Origin of the sequence: Chryseobacterium nepalense, assembly GCF_023195755.1 — a bacterium.
Classification (GTDB): Bacteria; Bacteroidota; Bacteroidia; order Flavobacteriales; family Weeksellaceae; genus Chryseobacterium; species Chryseobacterium nepalense.
In genome coordinates this window covers 2,246,854-2,265,639 of record NZ_CP096203.1, presented here as the reverse complement: position 1 = coordinate 2,265,639, position 18,786 = coordinate 2,246,854, and the positions used below count along the sequence as shown (strand labels likewise).

The window sequence follows — 18,786 nt, the reverse complement described above, 5'->3', positions numbered from 1 at the left end:
GTGGATAAAGAATGCATCAGCCGGCTGATTGATGAAGGATATCTATTTATTAGCTTCGCGCAGCAAATTTATTTGCCTTTGTTTACTAAGATTAACGGAATAAGCAATTAGTCTTTGCGTTTAAAAAAACAAATTAACAAGTCCAATCATCCGTGAAATCCATGAGCGATAAAATCTTCATGAGAAAATTAATATTAATTAAATAAATTTGTCCTTTAAAAATAAATCTATTGGACTTCTATCCATCCATCGAAAGATCAGACATTAGGGAAATCAAAAAATTTCAGGAGCAAAAACTTCAGGAGCTTTTGGCTTATCTTGAACAAAAATCACCTTTTTATCAAAAAGTATTCAGGGAAAACAATATTAACATTTCTGATATTCGGACTTTGGAAGACCTGCGGAAAATTCCCATCACCACAAAAAACGATATTCAGCAGCATAATGATGATTTTTTCTGTGTAACTCCGGATAAAATTGTGGATTACAGCACAACTTCAGGAACACTGGGTGATCCTGTAACCTTCGGATTGTCAGATAACGACCTTGAGAGATTGGCTTATAACGAAGCGATTTCTTTTGCCTGTGCCGGAATTCAAAAAGGAGATGTTGTCCAGATGATTACAACCATTGATAAAAGATTCATGGCCGGGCTTGCTTATTTTTTAGGACTCAGAAAAATGGGCGCGAGCGTGGTAAGAATGGGACCGGGAATTCCTGAGCTTCAGTGGGATTCTATTTTCAGATACAGGCCGAAATATTTAATTACTGTTCCTTCATTTTTATTAAAAATGATCGATTATGCAGAAAAGCATGGAATTGATTATAAAGACTCCAGTGTTTACGGTGCGGTTTGTATCGGAGAAAGTATCAAAAATCAGGATTTTACAGATAATATTTTATCCCGGAAAATTAAAGAAAAATGGGATGTTAAATTATTCTCAACCTACGCTTCCACAGAGATGAGCACTGCTTTTACAGAGTGTGAAGAACAAATCGGCGGACATCATCATCCGGAACTAATCATTACCGAGATTCTTGACGACGATGGGAATCCGGTAAAAGAAGGTGAAAGCGGGGAATTAACCATTACAACTTTAGGTGTTGAAGCGATTCCGTTATTAAGATTCAAAACGGGAGATATTGTAAAAGCGCATGATGAACCTTGTAAATGCGGAAGAAATACAATGAGACTCGGTCCGGTGATCGGCAGGAAGCAACAGATGATCAAATATAAGGGAACTACATTGTATCCGCCTGCGATGAATGATATTCTGAATGATTTCAATGGTATTCTGTGTTACCAGATTGTTATTCAGTCGAATGAAATCGGGTTGGATGAAATTATCATTAAAATAAGCACAGACAGCGATTCCGAAAGCTTTGTAAGTGAAGTAAGAGATCATTTCCGGGCGAAATTAAGAGTAAGTCCGAAAATTGAGCTTGTTGAATTTGATATTTTATCTAAAACAGTTTTTAATCCGAACAGCAGAAAGCCAATTACGTTTATCGATTTAAGATAAATAAAACGGAAATCTCAGGCCGTTTTTTATGCTTGTTGCTTTTCTTTTTTAATGAATTCTGCGAGATTCTTGATCGCCGTATCATGTATTCGGACAAAAGTATTTTTTTTGTCCCATACATAACCTGCGAGAACTGCACAGATTTTTCTTTTCACATCGGGGTTTTCCGGCTGGTGGAAAAACAATTCCTGGAGATTTCCGGTGTACCATTCTTTTACGTACGTGGTAAAAACATCAACACCATAAAGAATATAGTCTGCAAATTCTTTTTGCCAGTCAACTTTTTCGCCGTTGAGTTGTCTTAAAGCTAATTTTGCGGCGGTCATTCCGCCTTCTGTGGCAAAAGCCATTCCTGAAGAGAAAACCGGATCAAGAAATTCCGAAGCATTTCCCGTTAATGCAAAACCATCACCATACAGTTTTTTTACCGAGCAGGAATAGTCTTTTAAATGTTTTGGCTCAAAGAGAAAATCCACATCTCCGAAACGTTTTACATAATAATCTGAAAGAGAAATCGCTTTTCTCAGAGCTTCTGTGGTATCTCCGTTTTTAGAAAGTCGGTCTATGTATTCGGTAGGACCCACAATTCCTACGCTGGTATTTCCGTTGGAAAAAGGAATTACCCAAAGCCAGACTTCCGTTTCGATAATATCAAAAGAAATTAAAGTGCCTTCTGTTCCTGCTTCTCTGTTGATGTCCTTTACATGGGAGAAAATAGCGGAGTGAGGTGAAAGTTTTGAAGGTTTTTCCAAATCCAGAAGTCTTGGAAGGACTCTTCCGTAACCGCTGGAGTCGATGACAAATTTGGCGTGGATTTCTTTTGTTTCTCCATTTTTATTTTTTACTGTGGTCACAGAATCTGTTCCGTTGAATTCAATCCCGGTCACTTCCGTTTCAAACTCCAGATCAATCCCTTTATTAATAACTTCCTGAGCTAAAACATTGTCGAAATCTGCCCTCGGAACCTGCCATGTCCAGTCCCAGCCTTCTCCGAACTTATTGCTAAAATCAAAAATACATACTTCTTTTCCTCTCAGAAACCGGGCACCGAGTTTCTTTTCAAAACCCATTTTGTCAAGCGCGGGAAATAATCCGGCCTCTTCAAAATGATCCATTACCCGTGGAATCAGGCTTTCTCCTACTACCAGTCTTGGAAATTTTGTCTTTTCAACAACTTTAACGTTGACGTTGTTCTTCTTTAAATATGAAGAAGATACGCATCCGGAAGGCCCGGCTCCGATTACAAGAACGTCAACAAATTCTTTGCTCATCTTTGATTTTTTATTTTAATAATAACTTCTATCTTTGCCGCAAATTAATGACAATTAATTAATAACTACAAAATTATCATATTATTCTATCAATAAATGAAAATAAACAACTTTTTAGAACTGAGCGACTTTAAGAAAATCATTGTTGAGAATAAAAATATAGAACTGGATAAAGCACTTCTTACCAGAGTGAATGAAAGTTTTCAGTTTTTAAAGGAGTTTTCAAAAAATAAAGTAATATATGGTGTGAATACGGGTTTCGGACCGATGGCACAATTTAAGATCAGTGATGAAGATACACATCAGCTTCAATACAATCTCATCAGAAGCCATTCTTCGGGAATAGGAAATCCGCTTCCGGCAGACGAAGCAAAAGCCTGTATGCTGGCCAGACTGAATACATTATCTCTTGGGAAATCCGGGGTTCATGAATCTGTTGTTATTTTACTTAAAGAATTAATAAACAGAGATATTACACCGTTGATTTTTGAACACGGAGGAGTAGGTGCAAGCGGTGATCTCGTACAATTGGCACACTTAGCCTTAGTGCTGATTGGTGAAGGTGAAGTCTTCCATAAAGGTGAAAGAAAATCTACAAAAGAAGTTTTTCAATCTGAAGGTTTGAAACCGATTCAGGTAGAAATCCGTGAAGGACTCGCGTTAATGAACGGAACTTCCGTGATGTCCGGCATTGGTGCTGTTAATGCGCATAAAGCGAATCAGTTAACTGATATTTCTATTAAATTATCCTGTGCGATTAATGAAGTTGTTCAGGCGTATGATGATCACTTATCGGAAGTATTAAACGGAACAAAACTTCATGCCGGTCAGCAGAAAATTGCAGAAAAAATGCGGGCTCATTTGTCTGACAGCAAATTGATCAGGAAAAGAGCAGATCATTTATACACTCATTTTGAAGAACAGGAAAAAGTTTTCAAAGAAAAAGTTCAGGAATATTACTCTTTACGATGTGTTCCGCAGATTTTAGGACCTGTTTTGGATACTCTGGAATACACTGAAAAAGTATTGGAAAACGAGATTAATTCAGCTAATGATAATCCAATCATCAATGTTGAAGACCAGCATGTTTATCACGGCGGAAATTTTCACGGAGATTATGTTTCCCTGGAAATGGATAAGCTGAAAATTGTAGTGGCCAAACTAACAATGCTCGCAGAAAGGCAATTAAATTACCTTTTAAATTCTAAAATCAATGAAATCTTGCCTCCGTTTGTTAATTTGGGCAAATTAGGATTTAATTTCGGGATGCAGGGAGTTCAGTTTACGGCAACTTCAACCACGGCGGAAAGCCAGATGCTGTCTAACCCGATGTATATTCACAGTATCCCGAATAATAATGATAATCAGGATATTGTGAGCATGGGAACCAACGCTGCGGTTATCTGCAGAAAAGTGATTGAAAATGCATTTGAAGTATTGACTATTGAGGCAATTACAATTGTTCAGGCCATTGAATATCTTGGTTTTCAGGATAAAATTTCATCTGCCACTAAAGAACTGTATGATGATATAAGAAAAATTATTCCTGCATTCTCCGATGATATGGTGATGTATCCATATTTGGAACAGGTAAAAAAATATTTAAAAACTATGTAATTTTTATCCAAAATAAATTGTCATAGAAGTATACTTAAAGAAATTAAACTAATATAAGCAAACACATGAAATGTGCAATCATCACAGGAGGCTCAAGGGGAATCGGAAGGGCCATCTGTATAAAACTGGCAGAAGAAAAGAATTATCATATTTTGATTAACTATACTTCAAACGAAACGGCAGCAAGGGAAACCTTGGCTAAAGTTGAAGAATTGGGGGCAACAGGGGAAATTCTGAAATTCGATGTAGGAAATGCTGAGGAAACAAAGGTGGTTTTAACAGAATGGCAGGATGCGAACTCCAGTGCTGTGGTGGAAGTGATTGTAAATAACGCCGGAATTACAAGGGACGGATTATTCATGTGGATGCCGAGTGAAGACTGGAATTCAGTGATTAACACCAGTTTAAACGGATTCTTTAATGTTACGAATTTCTTTATTCAAAAATTGTTACGTAATAAATACGGAAGAATCATCAATATGGTTTCTGTTTCCGGAGTGAAAGGAACAGCGGGACAAACCAATTATTCTGCTGCAAAAGGAGCTTTGGTCGGAGCTACAAAAGCCCTGGCTCAGGAAGTGGCAAAAAGAAATATTACGGTAAATGCGGTGGCGCCGGGATTCATTAAAACAGATATGACTCAGGAGTTTAACGAAGATGAATTAAAAGGCATGATTCCTGCAAATAGATTCGGGGAAGCAGAAGAAGTCGCAGATTTGGTAGCATTTTTGGCGTCTAAAAAAGCATCATATATTACAGGTGAAGTTATAAACATCAACGGAGGAATCTACTCATAATAATTTAGCAATGTAATAATTTAACAATGTACGAATAATGGAGATTCTTCACTTCGTTCAGAATGACAGAAAGTATTATGGTTGCGAATTTGAAATTGTTACACTGTTAAATTGATAAACTGTTACATTTTTTAACATGGAAAATAGGGTTGTCATTACCGGAATGGGGATTTATTCCTGCATCGGAACTTCTTTGGAAGAGGTGAAAGAATCTTTATTTCAGGGAAAATCCGGAATTTTTTTAGTAGATGAAAGAAAGGAGTTTGGTTTCAGATCCGGATTAACCGGCGTTGTTCCGAAACCGGATCTTAAAAATCTTCTCAGCCGCAGGCAACGTGTAAGCATGGGCGAGGAAAGCGAATATGCGTATGCAGCAACTTTAGATGCCTTAAAACAGGCTGGTGTAGACCAGGATTTTTTAGACAATAATGAAGTCGGGATTTTATACGGAAACGACAGTGTTTCTCAGGCAGTGGTAGAATCTATCGACATTGCAAGAGAGAAAAAAGATACGACTTTAATGGGTTCTGGAGCTATTTTCAAGTCGATGAACTCCACCGTTACCATGAATCTTTCCACGATTTTTAAATTAAGAGGGATTAACCTTACGATCAGTGCTGCCTGTGCAAGCGGTTCCCATTCTCTCGGACTGGCTTATATGATGATTAAAAACGGCTTCCAGGATATGATTGTTTGCGGAGGAGCACAGGAAACCAACAAATATTCCATGGCGAGTTTTGATGGATTGGGTGTTTTTTCAGTGAGAGAAGATGAGCCTACAAAAGCATCAAGACCTTTTGATTCTGCAAGAGATGGCTTGATTCCCAGTGGCGGAGCTGCTACTTTAATTGTTGAAAGCCTGGAGTTTGCGCAAAAAAGAGGAGCGAATATCATTGCGGAAATTGTGGGTTATGGATTCTCTTCAAACGGAGGACATATTTCAACACCGAATGTTGACGGGCCTGCTTTAGCAATGAATAGGGCTTTGCAACAGTCTGGTTTACAGGTAGAAGATATTGATTATATTAATGCTCACGCAACATCCACACCAATTGGTGATGCTAATGAAGCCAAAGCAATTTATGAAATTTTCGGGGGTGAAGTTCCGGTAAGTTCAACAAAATCCATGACCGGTCATGAATGCTGGATGGCAGGTGCAAGCGAAGTTATTTATTCCATTCTTATGATGCAGAACGATTTCATTGCCCCGAATATCAATCTGGAAAATCCTGATGATGAAGCAAAAAGGATAAATTTGATTGCCGAAACAAAAAGTCAAAAAATTGACGTATTTTTGTCGAATTCTTTCGGATTTGGGGGAACCAATTCCGCATTAATTGTTAAAAAATTTAATTAAAAACATGGAAAGGGAAAAAATTGTTGCGACCGCCAACGACTTTTTAGTCAATGAATTTGAAGTAGACGGCGATGAAATCAGCAATGATGCAAACTTTAAAAAGACATTAGGCCTAGACAGCCTGGATTATATTGATCTGGTGGTTGTAATAGAATCTAATTTCGGAGTGAAATTGGGCGAAGCTGATTTTAAAAACATTGTGACTTTTGACGATTTCTATTCCACTATCGAAAACAAAATCGCAGAAAAAAATAAATAATTTATAATGTAGCAATATATCAATATAACAGTTGACCAATATTTGATTAAATAATTGTTACACTGTTACATTTTTACATTGGTACATGGTTCAATGACGACTATGAACAAGTGGAAAGGTAAATCTAAGGGGACGATTCTGGGATACAGAATTTTTGTCTGGTGTATTAGAAATATCGGAATCAGAAGTTCATATATTGTGCTTTATTTTGTTGCCTTCTATTATTTTTTATTCGAAAAAAACGGCAACAGATATTACAGATATTATTTCGGAAAAAGACTGAATTACGGATACTGGAAAACAAAAATTTCATTATTTAAAAACTATTTCACTTTCGGAAAGGTTCTTATCGACAAAACAGCTATTTCAGCCGGATTACGGGGAAAATATACTTATGAATTCGACGGAATTGAAAATCTGAGAAATCTTTTAGCCGAAAAGAAAGGTGGTGTTCTCATCAGTGCCCATATCGGCAATTTTGAAATTGCAGAATATTTCTTTGCAGATATTGATTTTGATTGTCAGATCAATTTGGTGACTACAGATCAGGAGGTTACGGTTATTAAAGAATATCTTGAAAGCGTATCGGTTAAAAAAAGTACCGTTAAATTCATTTATGTAAAAGAAGATATGTCTCATATCTTCGAGATTAATGAAGCGCTATCCAAAAACGAACTTATTTGCTTTACCGGCGACCGCTATTTCGAAGGGTCAAAATTTTTAGAAGGCGAATTGCTTGGGAAAACAGCAAAATTTCCTGCAGGTCCTTTTCTTATTGCCTCAAGGCTTGGCGTTCCCGTGGTGTATGTTTATGTAATGAAAGAAAAAAATCTTCATTATCATTTGTACGCCAGAGTTGCTGAGAATGTAAAAAAGCGCGATGCACAGGGACTTCTCAATTCTTATACCCAAAACCTGGAATCCATGATCAGGAAATATCCGCTTCAATGGTTCAATTATTTTGATTTTTGGGACGATATTGATTAATTTTCCTACTTTTACTCCAGAAAAAACTAATATTTAACTCAAACATTAAATGATTGAGAAATTTAAAATAAAGTTCTAAGTTCATTTTTGTCTTGCTGAGTGTTTAACGCCTTTGCGAATTTAAAAACAGCAAGTGATCAAGAAAAATCTTTGCAGGCTTTGTGTTTAAAATTCAAATCATAAAGACACTTTCCTCCTTGAAAAAAACATACGACATACTCGTAATCGGCAGCGGATTGGGCGGCCTTGTTTCGGCACTTATTCTGGCGAAAGAAGGCCTGAAGGTTTGTATACTGGAAAAGAATAATCAGTACGGAGGTAATTTACAGACTTTTTCCCGTGATAAACTCATTTTCGATACAGGAGTTCACTATTTAGGAGGTCTCTCGGAAGGGCAGAACCTGCATCAGTTTTTTTCCTATCTGGGAATAATGGATGCTCTTGAGCTCAGGAAAATGGATGAAAACGGATATGATAAAATAACTTTCGGAGACGATCAGACAGAATATCCCCATGCACAGGGCAGCGAAAATTTTGTTAAACAGTTATCAAAATATTTTCCTGAAGAAAAAGAAAACATAGAAAACTATTGCGAGGAAGTCCGGCGGATATGCAGTCAGTTTCCAAGATACAATCTTGTTGGGGAAAATCGGTATAACGAAGAAATTCTCCACTTAAATACCAAAAGATTTATTGAATCTTTAACCTCTGATAAAAAGCTGCAGTCCGTTTTATTAGGTTCAAACTTTTTATATGCGGGTGATTCTGAGCATATTCCGTTTTATGTTCATGCGCTTACGGTTAATTCCTATATTCAGAGCGCTTACAAATGTGTAAATGGAGGCAGCCAGATTTCAAAGTTGCTCATTCGCAAGCTTCGTGAACATGGTGCTGAAGTTCATAAACATACTGAGGTTTCAGCGTTTATTTTTAATGAAAATAATGAAATAGCCGGTGTAAAAACGGAAAGGGGAAGAGAATATTTTGCCAAAAAATTTATTTCAAATATAGAAATACGCTCTTTAATTCATCTAATTGGAGAAGAAAGGCTAAAAAAATCTTTTTTAAACAGGATCATGAGCTGGAAACCTGTGTCTTCATGCTTCAGTGTGTACCTTGTACTTAAACCCCACACAATTCCTGATTTTAATTATAATATATACCATTATTCTAATGAACAAATGGTCTGGAATGCATACCATTATCAAAAAGAATCCTGGCCTGAAACCTACATGCTTTCTTCAACGGAATCAAAACATAATCCTGGTTTTGCAGAAAGTCTTACGGCAATTTCCTACATGGATTTTGAAGAAGTAGAAGAGTGGAAGAATACATTCAATACCGTTGCAGATGAGCATGAAAGAGGAGCGGGCTATGAAAGATTCAAGCTTGATAAAGCAGAAAAAATGATTGATGCCTTAGAAAAGAAAATCCCTGATCTAAGAAAATATATAAAAAAAATCTACACCTCTTCACCATTATCTTACCGCGATTATATCGGCAGCTTCAACGGAAATATGTACGGTTATCGCAAAAACTCGGAAAATCCTCTAAAAACAATGGTTTCGCCAAGAACAAAAATCGACAATCTTTTTCTCACAGGGCAATCTGTGAATATGCACGGAATCTTAGGTTGTACTATAGGGGCATTCAATACCTGTGCGGAAATTGTTGGTAAAGAATTGATTGATAAAAGATTAAAACAATTTATTAACGAAGGTAAAAGTGGAGAAGAAATACAACATTAATTTACGATTAGTCATTCCAAATGGAGAAAGACGAATTAAAACATCCAAATTAAAAACAAATTTTTATTCAAGATGCATCGTTTTATCATTTCTCAGTCTCAGCCTTATTTTTATCCTAATATCTTGCGGTATACAAAAATCCATCAATCATATTCCTGATATCCAACAGTATTCTATTGAAATTCCGGAAGTTAAAAGAGTCAATGATTCCACTTTCAGCTTTAAAAAAAATTATTTAACGAAGAACAAGCAGCAGATCTGGGAGCTTTATATTACAGGAAACCCTTTGCAGCTGGGGTATAATAATGGAGCGCTTACACAGAGCCTCATGCAAAATCAGGAAAAGATTTTCTTTTCAAAAGTAGAAGGTTTTGTTCCGTCGAAATTTAAACAAAGTCTCTTGCGTGGGTTTTTGAAATGGTATAACCGGAAAATGTATCTGAATGTTCGGGAGGATTTTCAGGCAGAGCTCTATGGTTTATCCCGGTATTCTTCCGATGAATATGATTTTATCGCCCCTAAATACCAGCGAAATCTTTATCTGCACGGGGCTCACGATATCGGTCATGCCATGCAGGATCTTATGATGGTTGGATGTACTTCTCTCGCCGTCTGGAATGAAAATACCGAAGACGGAGATTTGCTGATCGGAAGAAATTTCGATTTTTATGTGGGTGATGATTTTGCGGAAAATAAAGTTATTGAAATTGTAGAGCCGGAAAATGGGATTCCTTACTTATCTGTAAGTTGGCCGGGTATGATAGGGGTAGTTTCCGGGATGAATAAAGAAGGAATTACGGTAACCATCAATGCCGGAAAATCTAAAATTCCGTTAACAGCAAAAACGCCGATTTCTCTGGTAACGAGAGAAATTCTTCAGTATGCTAAAAATATTGATGAAGCCATAGCCATTGCAAGGAAGAGAAAAGTTTTTGTCTCGGAATCTATTCTGGTTGGAAGTGCTTATGATAAAAATGCTGTAATCATCGAAGTTTCTCCGGATAATTTCGGGGTATATAAAGTAGAGAATACAAGTCGGGTTTTTTGCACCAATCATTTTCAGTCGGATGCTTATAAAAATGATAAAAGGAATCAGAAGCATATTGCAGAAAGTCATTCCGAATACCGCTACGAAAAGCTGCAGGAACTTTTAGAAAAAAATAAAAAACTTACCCCTGAAAAAATGGCTGCAATCTTACGTGACAAGTCCGGACTGAAAGGAAAAAAAATAGGTTACGGAAACGAAAAGGCAATTAATCAGCTTCTGGCGCATCATGCTGTGATTTTTTCGCCCCAGAAAAAGTTGGTTTGGGTTTCGGCAAATCCTTATCAGCTGGGAGAATTTGTATGTTATGATCTTAATGAATTATTTTCGGATCAAAAATTGAAAAATGGTGATTTCGCAAGGTCTGAATTGAATATTGCAAAAGATCCTTTTATAGATTCCCGGGAATTTGAAGATTATAAACAATACAAAATGATGAACGAAGAAGTTCAGAAAGCAATTGAAGGAGATGTATTGTTAACGGAAGATTTCCTGCCATATTACCAATCACTAAATCCGGATTTCTGGGTGGTTTATTATCAGTCTGGAAAATATTATTACAAGCAAAAAGAATACAGCAAAGCAAAAACAGAATTTGAAAAAGCACTGACCAAAGAAATCACAACTCTTGAGGACAGAAAGCATATTGAACATTATTTTAAGAAAGCACTCAAAAGATGTAAATAAACATTTTCTTTGTTTAAAAAATATTGTTTTTATGATGAATATTTTAAATAATAAATTTCTGAGTCTGATTCTTGATATGATTTGTTTTTATTAAATTTTAACAAAATAAATAGCTGTAAGTATAGTATAAATTATCTGTTTTTAAAAATATTATTGTTTTTATTGTTAATAATTTTATTTTGTATGATTTAAATGATTAAATTCGTTTTCGTTAAATCGTTAATGAATGAGAAAAATCTACTTACTGTATTTATTTTGCTTTTTAGGCCTTTTTTCCTGTAAAAACGACGAAAAAATTGAAAGTGTAGAAACGGAAAGTTCTTTTGTTAATTTTAATATTGACGCAGTTCCGTACGCAAAACTCTCAACTTATATGTTTTTTACGGGGGAACTGAAAAATCTGCAGCCTAACACCAAAGTTATTCCTTATGAACCCGCCAGTTCGCTTTTTACAGATTATGCTTTGAAAAAGAGATTCATCTGGATGCCGGGTAATGTAAAGGCAAACTATGATGCGGATGATAAAATACTGAATTTTCCTGTGGGCTCCGTACTGATCAAAAATTTCTACTACAATACCGTACAGCCCGGAAATACAACAAAAATTCTTGAAACACGCTTAATGATTAAAAAATCCACAGGCTGGATTTTTGCAGAATATCTCTGGAATGATGCTCAGACTGAAGCCGAGCTGGTTACCGGGGCCAACTTTGCAAGCGGAAGTTCTAAAAACATTACTTTTAAAAAAGATAATGGTGATATCATCACTACGGATTACAGAATCCCTTCGGAAACGGAATGCCTGGCGTGTCACAAATTAGACAATAAACCAATTCCGATTGGGATGAAGCCACAGAATTTAAATGGGACTTACAATTATCCTAATGGTATTAAAAACCAGCTTCAAAAGTTTGTTGATGAAGGCTATCTCCAAAGTTTTCCATCCAATATTGTCTCGACAGTGAATTATAAAGATACAAGCAAACCTCTGGATATCCGGCTGCGTTCTTATCTTGATATCAACTGTGCCCATTGTCACCAGGAAAATGCAAGATGTGATTACAGAGCAATACGTTTAAGCTTCACCCAGACGGCCAACTTAACAAAGATGGGGGTTTGTGTGATGGCTGATGAACCCCTCGGCTCATCGCTGGAAAAAATTATTACGCCAGGAAATCCTGCCAAATCGGTAATGCATTTCAGATTGAATTCTGTCAATGAAAATAACAGGATGCCGCTGCTAGGAAGAACTATCGTTCATGATGAAGGTGTACAACTCCTGAATCAATGGATCTCTTCTTTAAATCAAACTTGTCCTTAATAATAAAAACTTCTATCCATGAAAAAAATATTCCCCTTACTTATTTTATTATTGAACAGTACATGGGCGTCTGCACAGCTTACCTGCGCAACAGCAGTTTCCCTAAATCTAGGAACAGTTACCGTGCCGGATGTCACGGGAGATCCTCCTTTAACGGCTTGTACCTTAGGTGCAGCCGGAACAAAAGGCTTGTGGTATAAATATACGGCTACAGCAAATAAAACGATTAAAATTACCACTTCGTCTGCTGGGCAAAACGCTGATACCCGTTTAATGGTGTTTTCAGGAAATTGTACCGCACTTAATTGTATTACGGCCAATGATGATTACATTGGACAGTTTTCCCAGGTTACCTTTAATGCAGTTGCCGGAACCACATATTATATCGTCTTTGATAATAAATATTCTTCCTTGGGCTTTAATGTTACATTATCCGAGGTAATAGTTCAGCCGGATCGCCTGGTGTTTAATCCTCAGACTGTTTCTGTTGCAGGAAGTTTTAATAACTGTATTGTAGATATGAACGGAGATTATCTTGATGATATTGTTTCTGTAGTAAGTGCTACACAGATTGTCATTTCCTATCAGCAGCCGGGCGGAACATTCAATAATGTAACGTATACCGTTCCCACCACAGTTATAACACCTTCATGGAGTATAGCCGCCGGAGATTATGATAATAATGGATTTAACGATCTGATTTATGGTTCGGGAAGCGGAATTGCTTTTTTAAAGGCAAATGCCACCGGAACGGCTTATACGTCAGACAGAAAACAGCAATCATTCTTAGTTCAGAGAACAAATTTTATCGATATTAACAACGATGGGAAATTGGATGCTTTTGTATGTGACGATAATGCTCCGAACAGATACTATATTAATGACGGCACGGATATGAATCATAGCCAGGGCGGACTGGGAGATTTCCCTTCCGGAGGAAACTACGGTTCTATCTGGATTGATTATGATAATGACGGAGATATGGATCTTTTTATTGCAAAATGCAGCGGAGGAGGTTCGGGGCCCGGAGGGAACATCGATGAACTTCACCGAAATAACGGCAATGCTACTTTCACCAATGTGGCGGCAACAGCCAACATGGCAAACCCTGTTCAGACATGGTCTTCCGCGTGGGGAGATTTTAATAATGACGGATGGATGGATGCAGTGGTAGGAATTAATTCCACGGCAAATGGACTGAGTAAGGTAATGAAAAACAACGGAGACGGAACATTTACTGATAAGTCTGCAGGATCGGGATATGATACCAACAGTGCACTGAGCAGAGAATATGTAGCTCATGATTTTGATAACGACGGATTCCTGGATGTATTGGGAGCTGGAAATAACATCATGTTCGGAAATGGTGATTTTACATTTACCCCAAATCCAAACCCTTATAATCTCAGCAGCTTTGACCGTCCTATCGGAGATTTAAATAACGACGGATTTCTGGATATTCAGAACGGAAACACGATCATGATGAATGCCGGAAATACCAATAAGTGGCTTAAAGTAACCCTGAAAGGAACTCAGAGCAATAGAAACGGAATTGGCGCAAGAGTAGAAATTTACGGGTCTTGGGGTAAACAGATCAGAGATGTGCAAAGTGGCACAGGTTTCGGGAACATGAGCACGCTGAATGTTCATTTCGGGATCGGGCAGGCTACTGCCATTACAAAAGTGATTGTGCGCTGGCCTTCGGGATTGGTAGATACAATTAATAATGTTACCCCGAATACAACATTAAATGTAATTGAAGGTTCATTCTTAGGTACAAAAGAGATTCAGACCGCAGAAGAAATTTTCACGGTATATCCTAATCCTGCACACGATAATATTCAGTTTAAAACCAAATCCGGTTTTGTTCCTGAACAGGCTAAAATGTATGAGATGAGCGGGAGAATGGTTCTGCAGACTAAAGTAGAAAGGGATCAGATTTCCGTAAAAGATTTAAAACCGGGAACATACCTGCTTCAGGTAACTGATAAATCGGGTAAGAATTATTCACAAAAAGTAACAATAAAATAACACGAAATACAACTGCAAGGTCAAAAGGCTTTGCAGTTTTGTTTTAATAATACTAAGTGTTTTCCGGATCTACTTTATTCAGGAAGAGAAAAACAGCAGTCCCGGAAATGACGGACATGGAAACCGATAATATCGCGCTGCCGATCAGATACTGCAGCAGATTATTTTTTACAAGATCAAAATTCAGCTCCTGGCTGAAAATATTGCTGTTTCCCCCAACAAATGGCGAACCCAGAAACAATGAAGCTGCAATAATAAAAGGGATAAAAGGCGGTATACTTACATTTGAAGCCACAAAAGCCAAGACTTTATTCAGCTTAAAAAGTACGGCCAAAGATATGGTAAGCAGGGTATGAAAGCCCCAAAAAGGAGAAAAACCTATCAATACACCGAGTGCAACGGAAAAAGCTTTGGTTCGGTTACTTCCATCGCTTTCCAGAACGTCTTCTTTTATAAATCTCTTAAAACTTTTTTTTTTGAAATTATTAATGAAATTTCTAGGAATAATGTAAACCAGCGTAATGGCTACCAAAATCGTATTAAGGATGCTGATTCGGGTGAAATCTTTAAAAGGCCTGAAATGGGACACTCTTTCTGCAGGATCGTATAATACTTTTACAGGAACATTTTTTACAGGAACATGCCTCCAGGCTGTCCGTACAATAATTTCAATTTCAAATTCAAATTTAGGGGTAAAATATTTTCTGGGAATTTTATGCAACGGATACAACCGAAATCCCGATTGTGTATCTTCCAGCTTAATCCCTGTTTCAAACCAGAACCAGAAATTAGAAAAACGATTTCCGAAGCTGCTTTTTTTAGGTATTCCGTCCTGAGCCATATTTCTGTTTCCAATCAGAAGTACATCCTGACTTTCCTTTAGCAAAGCTTCTACAAAAACCGGAATGTCATCCGGGTAATGTTGTCCGTCAGAATCAATAGTGATCGCATAGCTGTATCCTATCTTTTCTGCCACTCTGAAACCTGTTTTCAAAGCATTTCCTTTTCCTTTATTTTCAGGCAGATGAATAATCCTGATTTCGGGATAATCCTGTAAAATAAATGGTGTGGAATCTGTAGAACCATCATTAACAATGATAATGTTACTCGTGTAATGTAAAATACCGCCGATAACTCTCCTCAGCGTTTTTTCATTGTTATAGGTAGGAACTAAAACACAGATATTCTTTTCGGAAATTGCTTTCTGGACTTCAGTGAGGGTCATGGTTTTATTTAAAACTTGCTTTTTCGGCCTCCGTCATTGTTTTAGATTGTGCCGCAAATTTTTTAATATAGTTTTTTAATGTTGAATTTTGCTTGCTGTAATTATTCAGAATGAAAGCTTTATCATCTTTAAGACTTCCTCTGTATCCCACAATTTTCGGAATATTTTCCTGAACACTCATCCTGATGACCCGAAGTTCGATATTATTGGGATTGCTTTTGATAATAGTTTCAAGACTGGTAGCACCGGATTTTACCAATGCTTTCCGGTTGTGCTTCGTAATTTTGGCTTCCATTATTTTAGCTGCCGCTTTATAACCCTGGATGACGGCGTCAGACCCGGAGCTTTTTTCAGCAGTATTGATAAATGCTTCGGTATTGGCATTGGATGCATTTGCTTTAGCATAACTTTCCCGCAAAGATTCAATTCCCGATTGAAAGAAAAGCATAACTGCGGTTACGAACGAAAAAATTAATTTCATTTTGCCAGTTTTTTATAGTTAACTGACATTTTTAATGCAATAGTCTCGCCAAAAGAAGTGGTATTTTTTACTTTAACTTCTTCTTCAGATTCATTAATATCCAGCTGTAATTTCAGTTCAGGGGTTTCAAAAGGATTAATGATCGCCATAAATTTTACATTGGAAGCTGATTTCAGAAATAATTTTTGTCCTGCTAATTCTTCAGAAAGTTCTTTTACAATCTGCATCATACAAACTCCTGGAGTAACGGGATTTCCCGGGAAATGTCCCTTAAAGATTTCATGATCTTTATTAAGTAAAATATGGGCGATATAACTTCCGTTCTCTGTTTTTTCGTAGGATTCTAATTGGTAAAAATCGGTAAGAATTGTCTGCATTATTTATTCTGTTTCAGTTATTTGGAATAATTTTATATTGAATTTAAATCTTTATCTAGAAAATTCAAACTATTCGCGAAGATATATCTTTTTGAAACGAAAAGGAAATTGTTTTACCAACAGATTTTTAAACTTACTTTTTAAAGCGAAACGTATAATAAGCTCCAATCTGAAAAACAGTATTTGAATTGGCAAAAAGAAAAGAAGAATTTTCGTGATCCAGCATGGATATAAATCCCTTTTTGATCCGTACTTCAAAGCCCAGATTTTTGGAAAGATCATAACCCAAGCCTCCAGCGAAGCCAAGATCAAGTCCGGCATTATTATTACCGACAGCAAGATCCAGAAACGGGCCGGCAAAAACATTAAAGTTTTTTATATATACTTTATTTGTAAATTGCAACCCTACAAAATCATAGTGAAGCCTTTTTCGCGGAAGAATTCCGTTTTCTGAAGTGTATTGCAAATTTGTACCCTGTCTTGAGTAATTAAATTCAGGCTGTAAAGCGTAGCGCTCCGTAAATCTAATGTTTCCCTGTAATCCGATATAAAAATCTGTAACTGTTTTCAGGTTTGTATTGATCACCTTTTCGGGTTTGTCGTCTTCGTGGATGTAAAAGCTTTCATTGTTTCTTTTAGTAAGGGTAGCGAAATTTACGCCTGTCCTTATGCCCGTACTGAAAGTCACCTGAGCTGATGAAAATCCGAAGATCAGAATCAGACAGGTAAATAAAATTTTTCTCATGTAAGGTTATTGGTTTTCGGTAATCTGGAATAGTTTTATATTGATTTTGAAATCTTTATGCCGGAGATTCAAACTATCCGCGAAGATATGTTTTTTTGCGTCAAAAGTAAAATCGATCTTTTCCCTGTTGTTTTTCGTATAAACAATTTGTTTCAGCATTCGGTTCTCCTTGCCAAAGAATAGATAATATGCTTTCTTATCTGCTTTTGAAAGATAAATATAATCGGTTTTGTTTTCAAAACTTTGTGAAACAGGATAATTTTGTTTTAAAAGCTCCCGGAAATCGTTCTTCAGAAAATTAATGACGATTTTTTTATCCATATCGGGAAGCACATAATTGAGTTTAAAATCTTCCTCCGAAATTTCAAAGTCGATCAATTTATTTCCAAAATCCGAGGTTAACACAACACGATGAGTGTTTTCACTAATTTTTTTTATGATCAGAATGCCGCTTACATGGTTTTTATAAATATCCATCTGGCATTTATACACATAATCTTCCGTAGATGAAAAATAGAGATTTTCAACAGCCTTTTTAACGGCCGTAACAGGTTTCGCATCATTAAGCGTATAGGTTTTACACGCTGTAAACAAAATGAAAATCAGGCTATAAGCTAAATTCCGAAGCAGCAACCGGCGCATTGACTTTTGTATTTTTGAAAATAATATTGGTAGTGTCTCCGGAAGCTTCCGTCATATTGACCTGAGAAACCGTTGATTCATTTTTAGGGAAATATAATTCAATTTGCTTAATATATTTCAGCAGCTGAGCAGATTTCGGGGTAAATTTTGCAATGTTGAAATTGGCACTTTTCATATAACTTACTGAGAATTCTGGATCATTGAACATCTGTCCGTTTGAACTTCCTACGATTAATTTATTGATTTTTTCGAAAGTTTTGCTTTTGGCATCCACAGAAGATTTCTTACCCTGATCATTAATAAATATTTTATTATCCTTAAAAACAATGCTGTACTGATAGGGTTTTGTGTATTTCCAGGCAAGCATATTCGGAGTTTTGAGGGACATTCTTCCATAGGTGACGATGCTTTTATCCAGGAAATCCATTTTCTTGGTCTGCGTAAAATCGGCCTGCAGCGTTTTTATCCCTTTCGTTTCCGAAGAAACTTTCGCTACAAATGCTTTGGCTTCAGCCCCGGACATTGCCGTATTCTGTGAAAAAAAAACACCTGAAATCAATAGAAATGCTCCTAAAGCTATATTTTTAATCATTTTTTAACGTTTTAATGTAACCACAGAAGGCACAAAAGATTATTATTTCCATTTAACATTACAATTAAAGTCTACAAAAGA

The 18,786-nt window shown here is 36.6% G+C and carries 17 protein-coding genes; 10 read left to right on the top strand and 7 right to left on the bottom strand.

The annotated features are described in order from the left end of the window. Window positions 1-230 precede the first annotated feature (230 nt). Entirely contained in the window at window positions 231-1,523 is a 1,293-nt protein-coding gene (gene flxY, locus M0D58_RS09835; RefSeq protein ID WP_248388816.1) for a flexirubin biosynthesis putative acyl-CoA ligase FlxY, read from the top strand. Between the two features lie 26 nt (window positions 1,524-1,549). Here the strand turns inward: flxY and M0D58_RS09830 are convergent, their stop codons facing one another. Further along, window positions 1,550-2,794, bottom strand: a complete 1,245-nt coding sequence (locus M0D58_RS09830; RefSeq protein ID WP_248388814.1) for an NAD(P)/FAD-dependent oxidoreductase — start codon at window positions 2,792-2,794, stop codon at window positions 1,550-1,552. A gap of 96 nt (window positions 2,795-2,890) precedes the next feature. On the opposite strand from M0D58_RS09830, the gene flxA reads away from it, so the two are divergent. The 9 genes from flxA (at window position 2,891) to M0D58_RS09785 (ending at window position 14,643) form a co-directional block, all read left to right on the top strand. Beyond that, on the top strand, window positions 2,891-4,411 hold the full coding sequence (gene flxA, locus M0D58_RS09825; protein WP_248388812.1) for a flexirubin biosynthesis tyrosine ammonia-lyase FlxA: 1,521 nt from the start codon (window positions 2,891-2,893) through the stop codon (window positions 4,409-4,411). 65 nt (window positions 4,412-4,476) lie between these two features. Then, entirely contained in the window at window positions 4,477-5,208 is a 732-nt protein-coding gene (flxB, locus tag M0D58_RS09820; protein ID WP_248388810.1) for a flexirubin biosynthesis SDR family reductase FlxB, read from the top strand. A 136-nt stretch (window positions 5,209-5,344) separates the two neighbouring features. Next, window positions 5,345-6,565, top strand: a complete 1,221-nt coding sequence (locus tag M0D58_RS09815) for a beta-ketoacyl-[acyl-carrier-protein] synthase family protein (protein WP_248388808.1) — start codon at window positions 5,345-5,347, stop codon at window positions 6,563-6,565. 4 nt (window positions 6,566-6,569) lie between these two features. Then, window positions 6,570-6,824, top strand: coding sequence for an acyl carrier protein (locus M0D58_RS09810; RefSeq protein ID WP_248388806.1), 255 nt, complete (start codon window positions 6,570-6,572; stop codon window positions 6,822-6,824). Window positions 6,825-6,926: 102 nt separating this feature from the next. Beyond that, window positions 6,927-7,811, top strand: a complete 885-nt coding sequence (locus tag M0D58_RS09805; protein ID WP_248388804.1) for a lysophospholipid acyltransferase family protein — start codon at window positions 6,927-6,929, stop codon at window positions 7,809-7,811. A 197-nt stretch (window positions 7,812-8,008) separates the two neighbouring features. Further along, entirely contained in the window at window positions 8,009-9,559 is a 1,551-nt protein-coding gene (locus tag M0D58_RS09800; protein WP_248388803.1) for a phytoene desaturase family protein, read from the top strand. Between the two features lie 76 nt (window positions 9,560-9,635). Next, on the top strand, window positions 9,636-11,291 hold the full coding sequence (locus M0D58_RS09795) for a C45 family autoproteolytic acyltransferase/hydrolase (RefSeq protein ID WP_248394972.1): 1,656 nt from the start codon (window positions 9,636-9,638) through the stop codon (window positions 11,289-11,291). A 226-nt stretch (window positions 11,292-11,517) separates the two neighbouring features. Beyond that, on the top strand, window positions 11,518-12,612 hold the full coding sequence (locus M0D58_RS09790; protein ID WP_248388802.1) for a hypothetical protein: 1,095 nt from the start codon (window positions 11,518-11,520) through the stop codon (window positions 12,610-12,612). 18 nt (window positions 12,613-12,630) lie between these two features. Continuing rightward, window positions 12,631-14,643: an FG-GAP-like repeat-containing protein gene (locus M0D58_RS09785; RefSeq protein ID WP_248388801.1), complete on the top strand. Its 2,013-nt coding sequence runs from the start codon at window positions 12,631-12,633 to the stop codon at window positions 14,641-14,643. A gap of 52 nt (window positions 14,644-14,695) precedes the next feature. Here the strand turns inward: M0D58_RS09785 and M0D58_RS09780 are convergent, their stop codons facing one another. From M0D58_RS09780 to lolA2, 6 genes are all read right to left on the bottom strand, one after another. Beyond that, entirely contained in the window at window positions 14,696-15,868 is a 1,173-nt protein-coding gene (locus tag M0D58_RS09780; RefSeq protein WP_248388800.1) for a DUF2062 domain-containing protein, read from the bottom strand. A gap of 4 nt (window positions 15,869-15,872) precedes the next feature. After that, window positions 15,873-16,349 carry a hypothetical protein gene (locus M0D58_RS09775; RefSeq protein WP_248388799.1) on the bottom strand — a complete coding sequence of 159 codons (477 nt, stop codon included), beginning with the start codon at window positions 16,347-16,349 and terminating at the stop codon, window positions 15,873-15,875. Further along, window positions 16,346-16,726 (bottom strand): ApeI family dehydratase, encoded by a 381-nt coding sequence (locus M0D58_RS09770; RefSeq protein ID WP_248388797.1) that lies wholly within the window; start codon window positions 16,724-16,726, stop codon window positions 16,346-16,348. Before M0D58_RS09770 ends, M0D58_RS09775 begins: the two co-directional genes overlap by 4 nt. 133 nt (window positions 16,727-16,859) lie before the next feature. Next, window positions 16,860-17,471 carry an outer membrane beta-barrel protein gene (locus M0D58_RS09765; RefSeq protein ID WP_248388795.1) on the bottom strand — a complete coding sequence of 204 codons (612 nt, stop codon included), beginning with the start codon at window positions 17,469-17,471 and terminating at the stop codon, window positions 16,860-16,862. 6 nt (window positions 17,472-17,477) lie between these two features. Continuing rightward, complete coding sequence (gene lolB2, locus M0D58_RS09760) at window positions 17,478-18,113, bottom strand: flexirubin biosynthesis protein LolB2 (protein WP_486864310.1); 636 nt, start codon at window positions 18,111-18,113, stop codon at window positions 17,478-17,480. Next, window positions 18,079-18,705, bottom strand: a complete 627-nt coding sequence (gene lolA2, locus M0D58_RS09755) for a flexirubin biosynthesis/transport protein LolA2 (RefSeq protein WP_248388791.1) — start codon at window positions 18,703-18,705, stop codon at window positions 18,079-18,081. Before lolA2 ends, lolB2 begins: the two co-directional genes overlap by 35 nt. Between the last annotated feature and the right edge of the window lie 81 nt (window positions 18,706-18,786).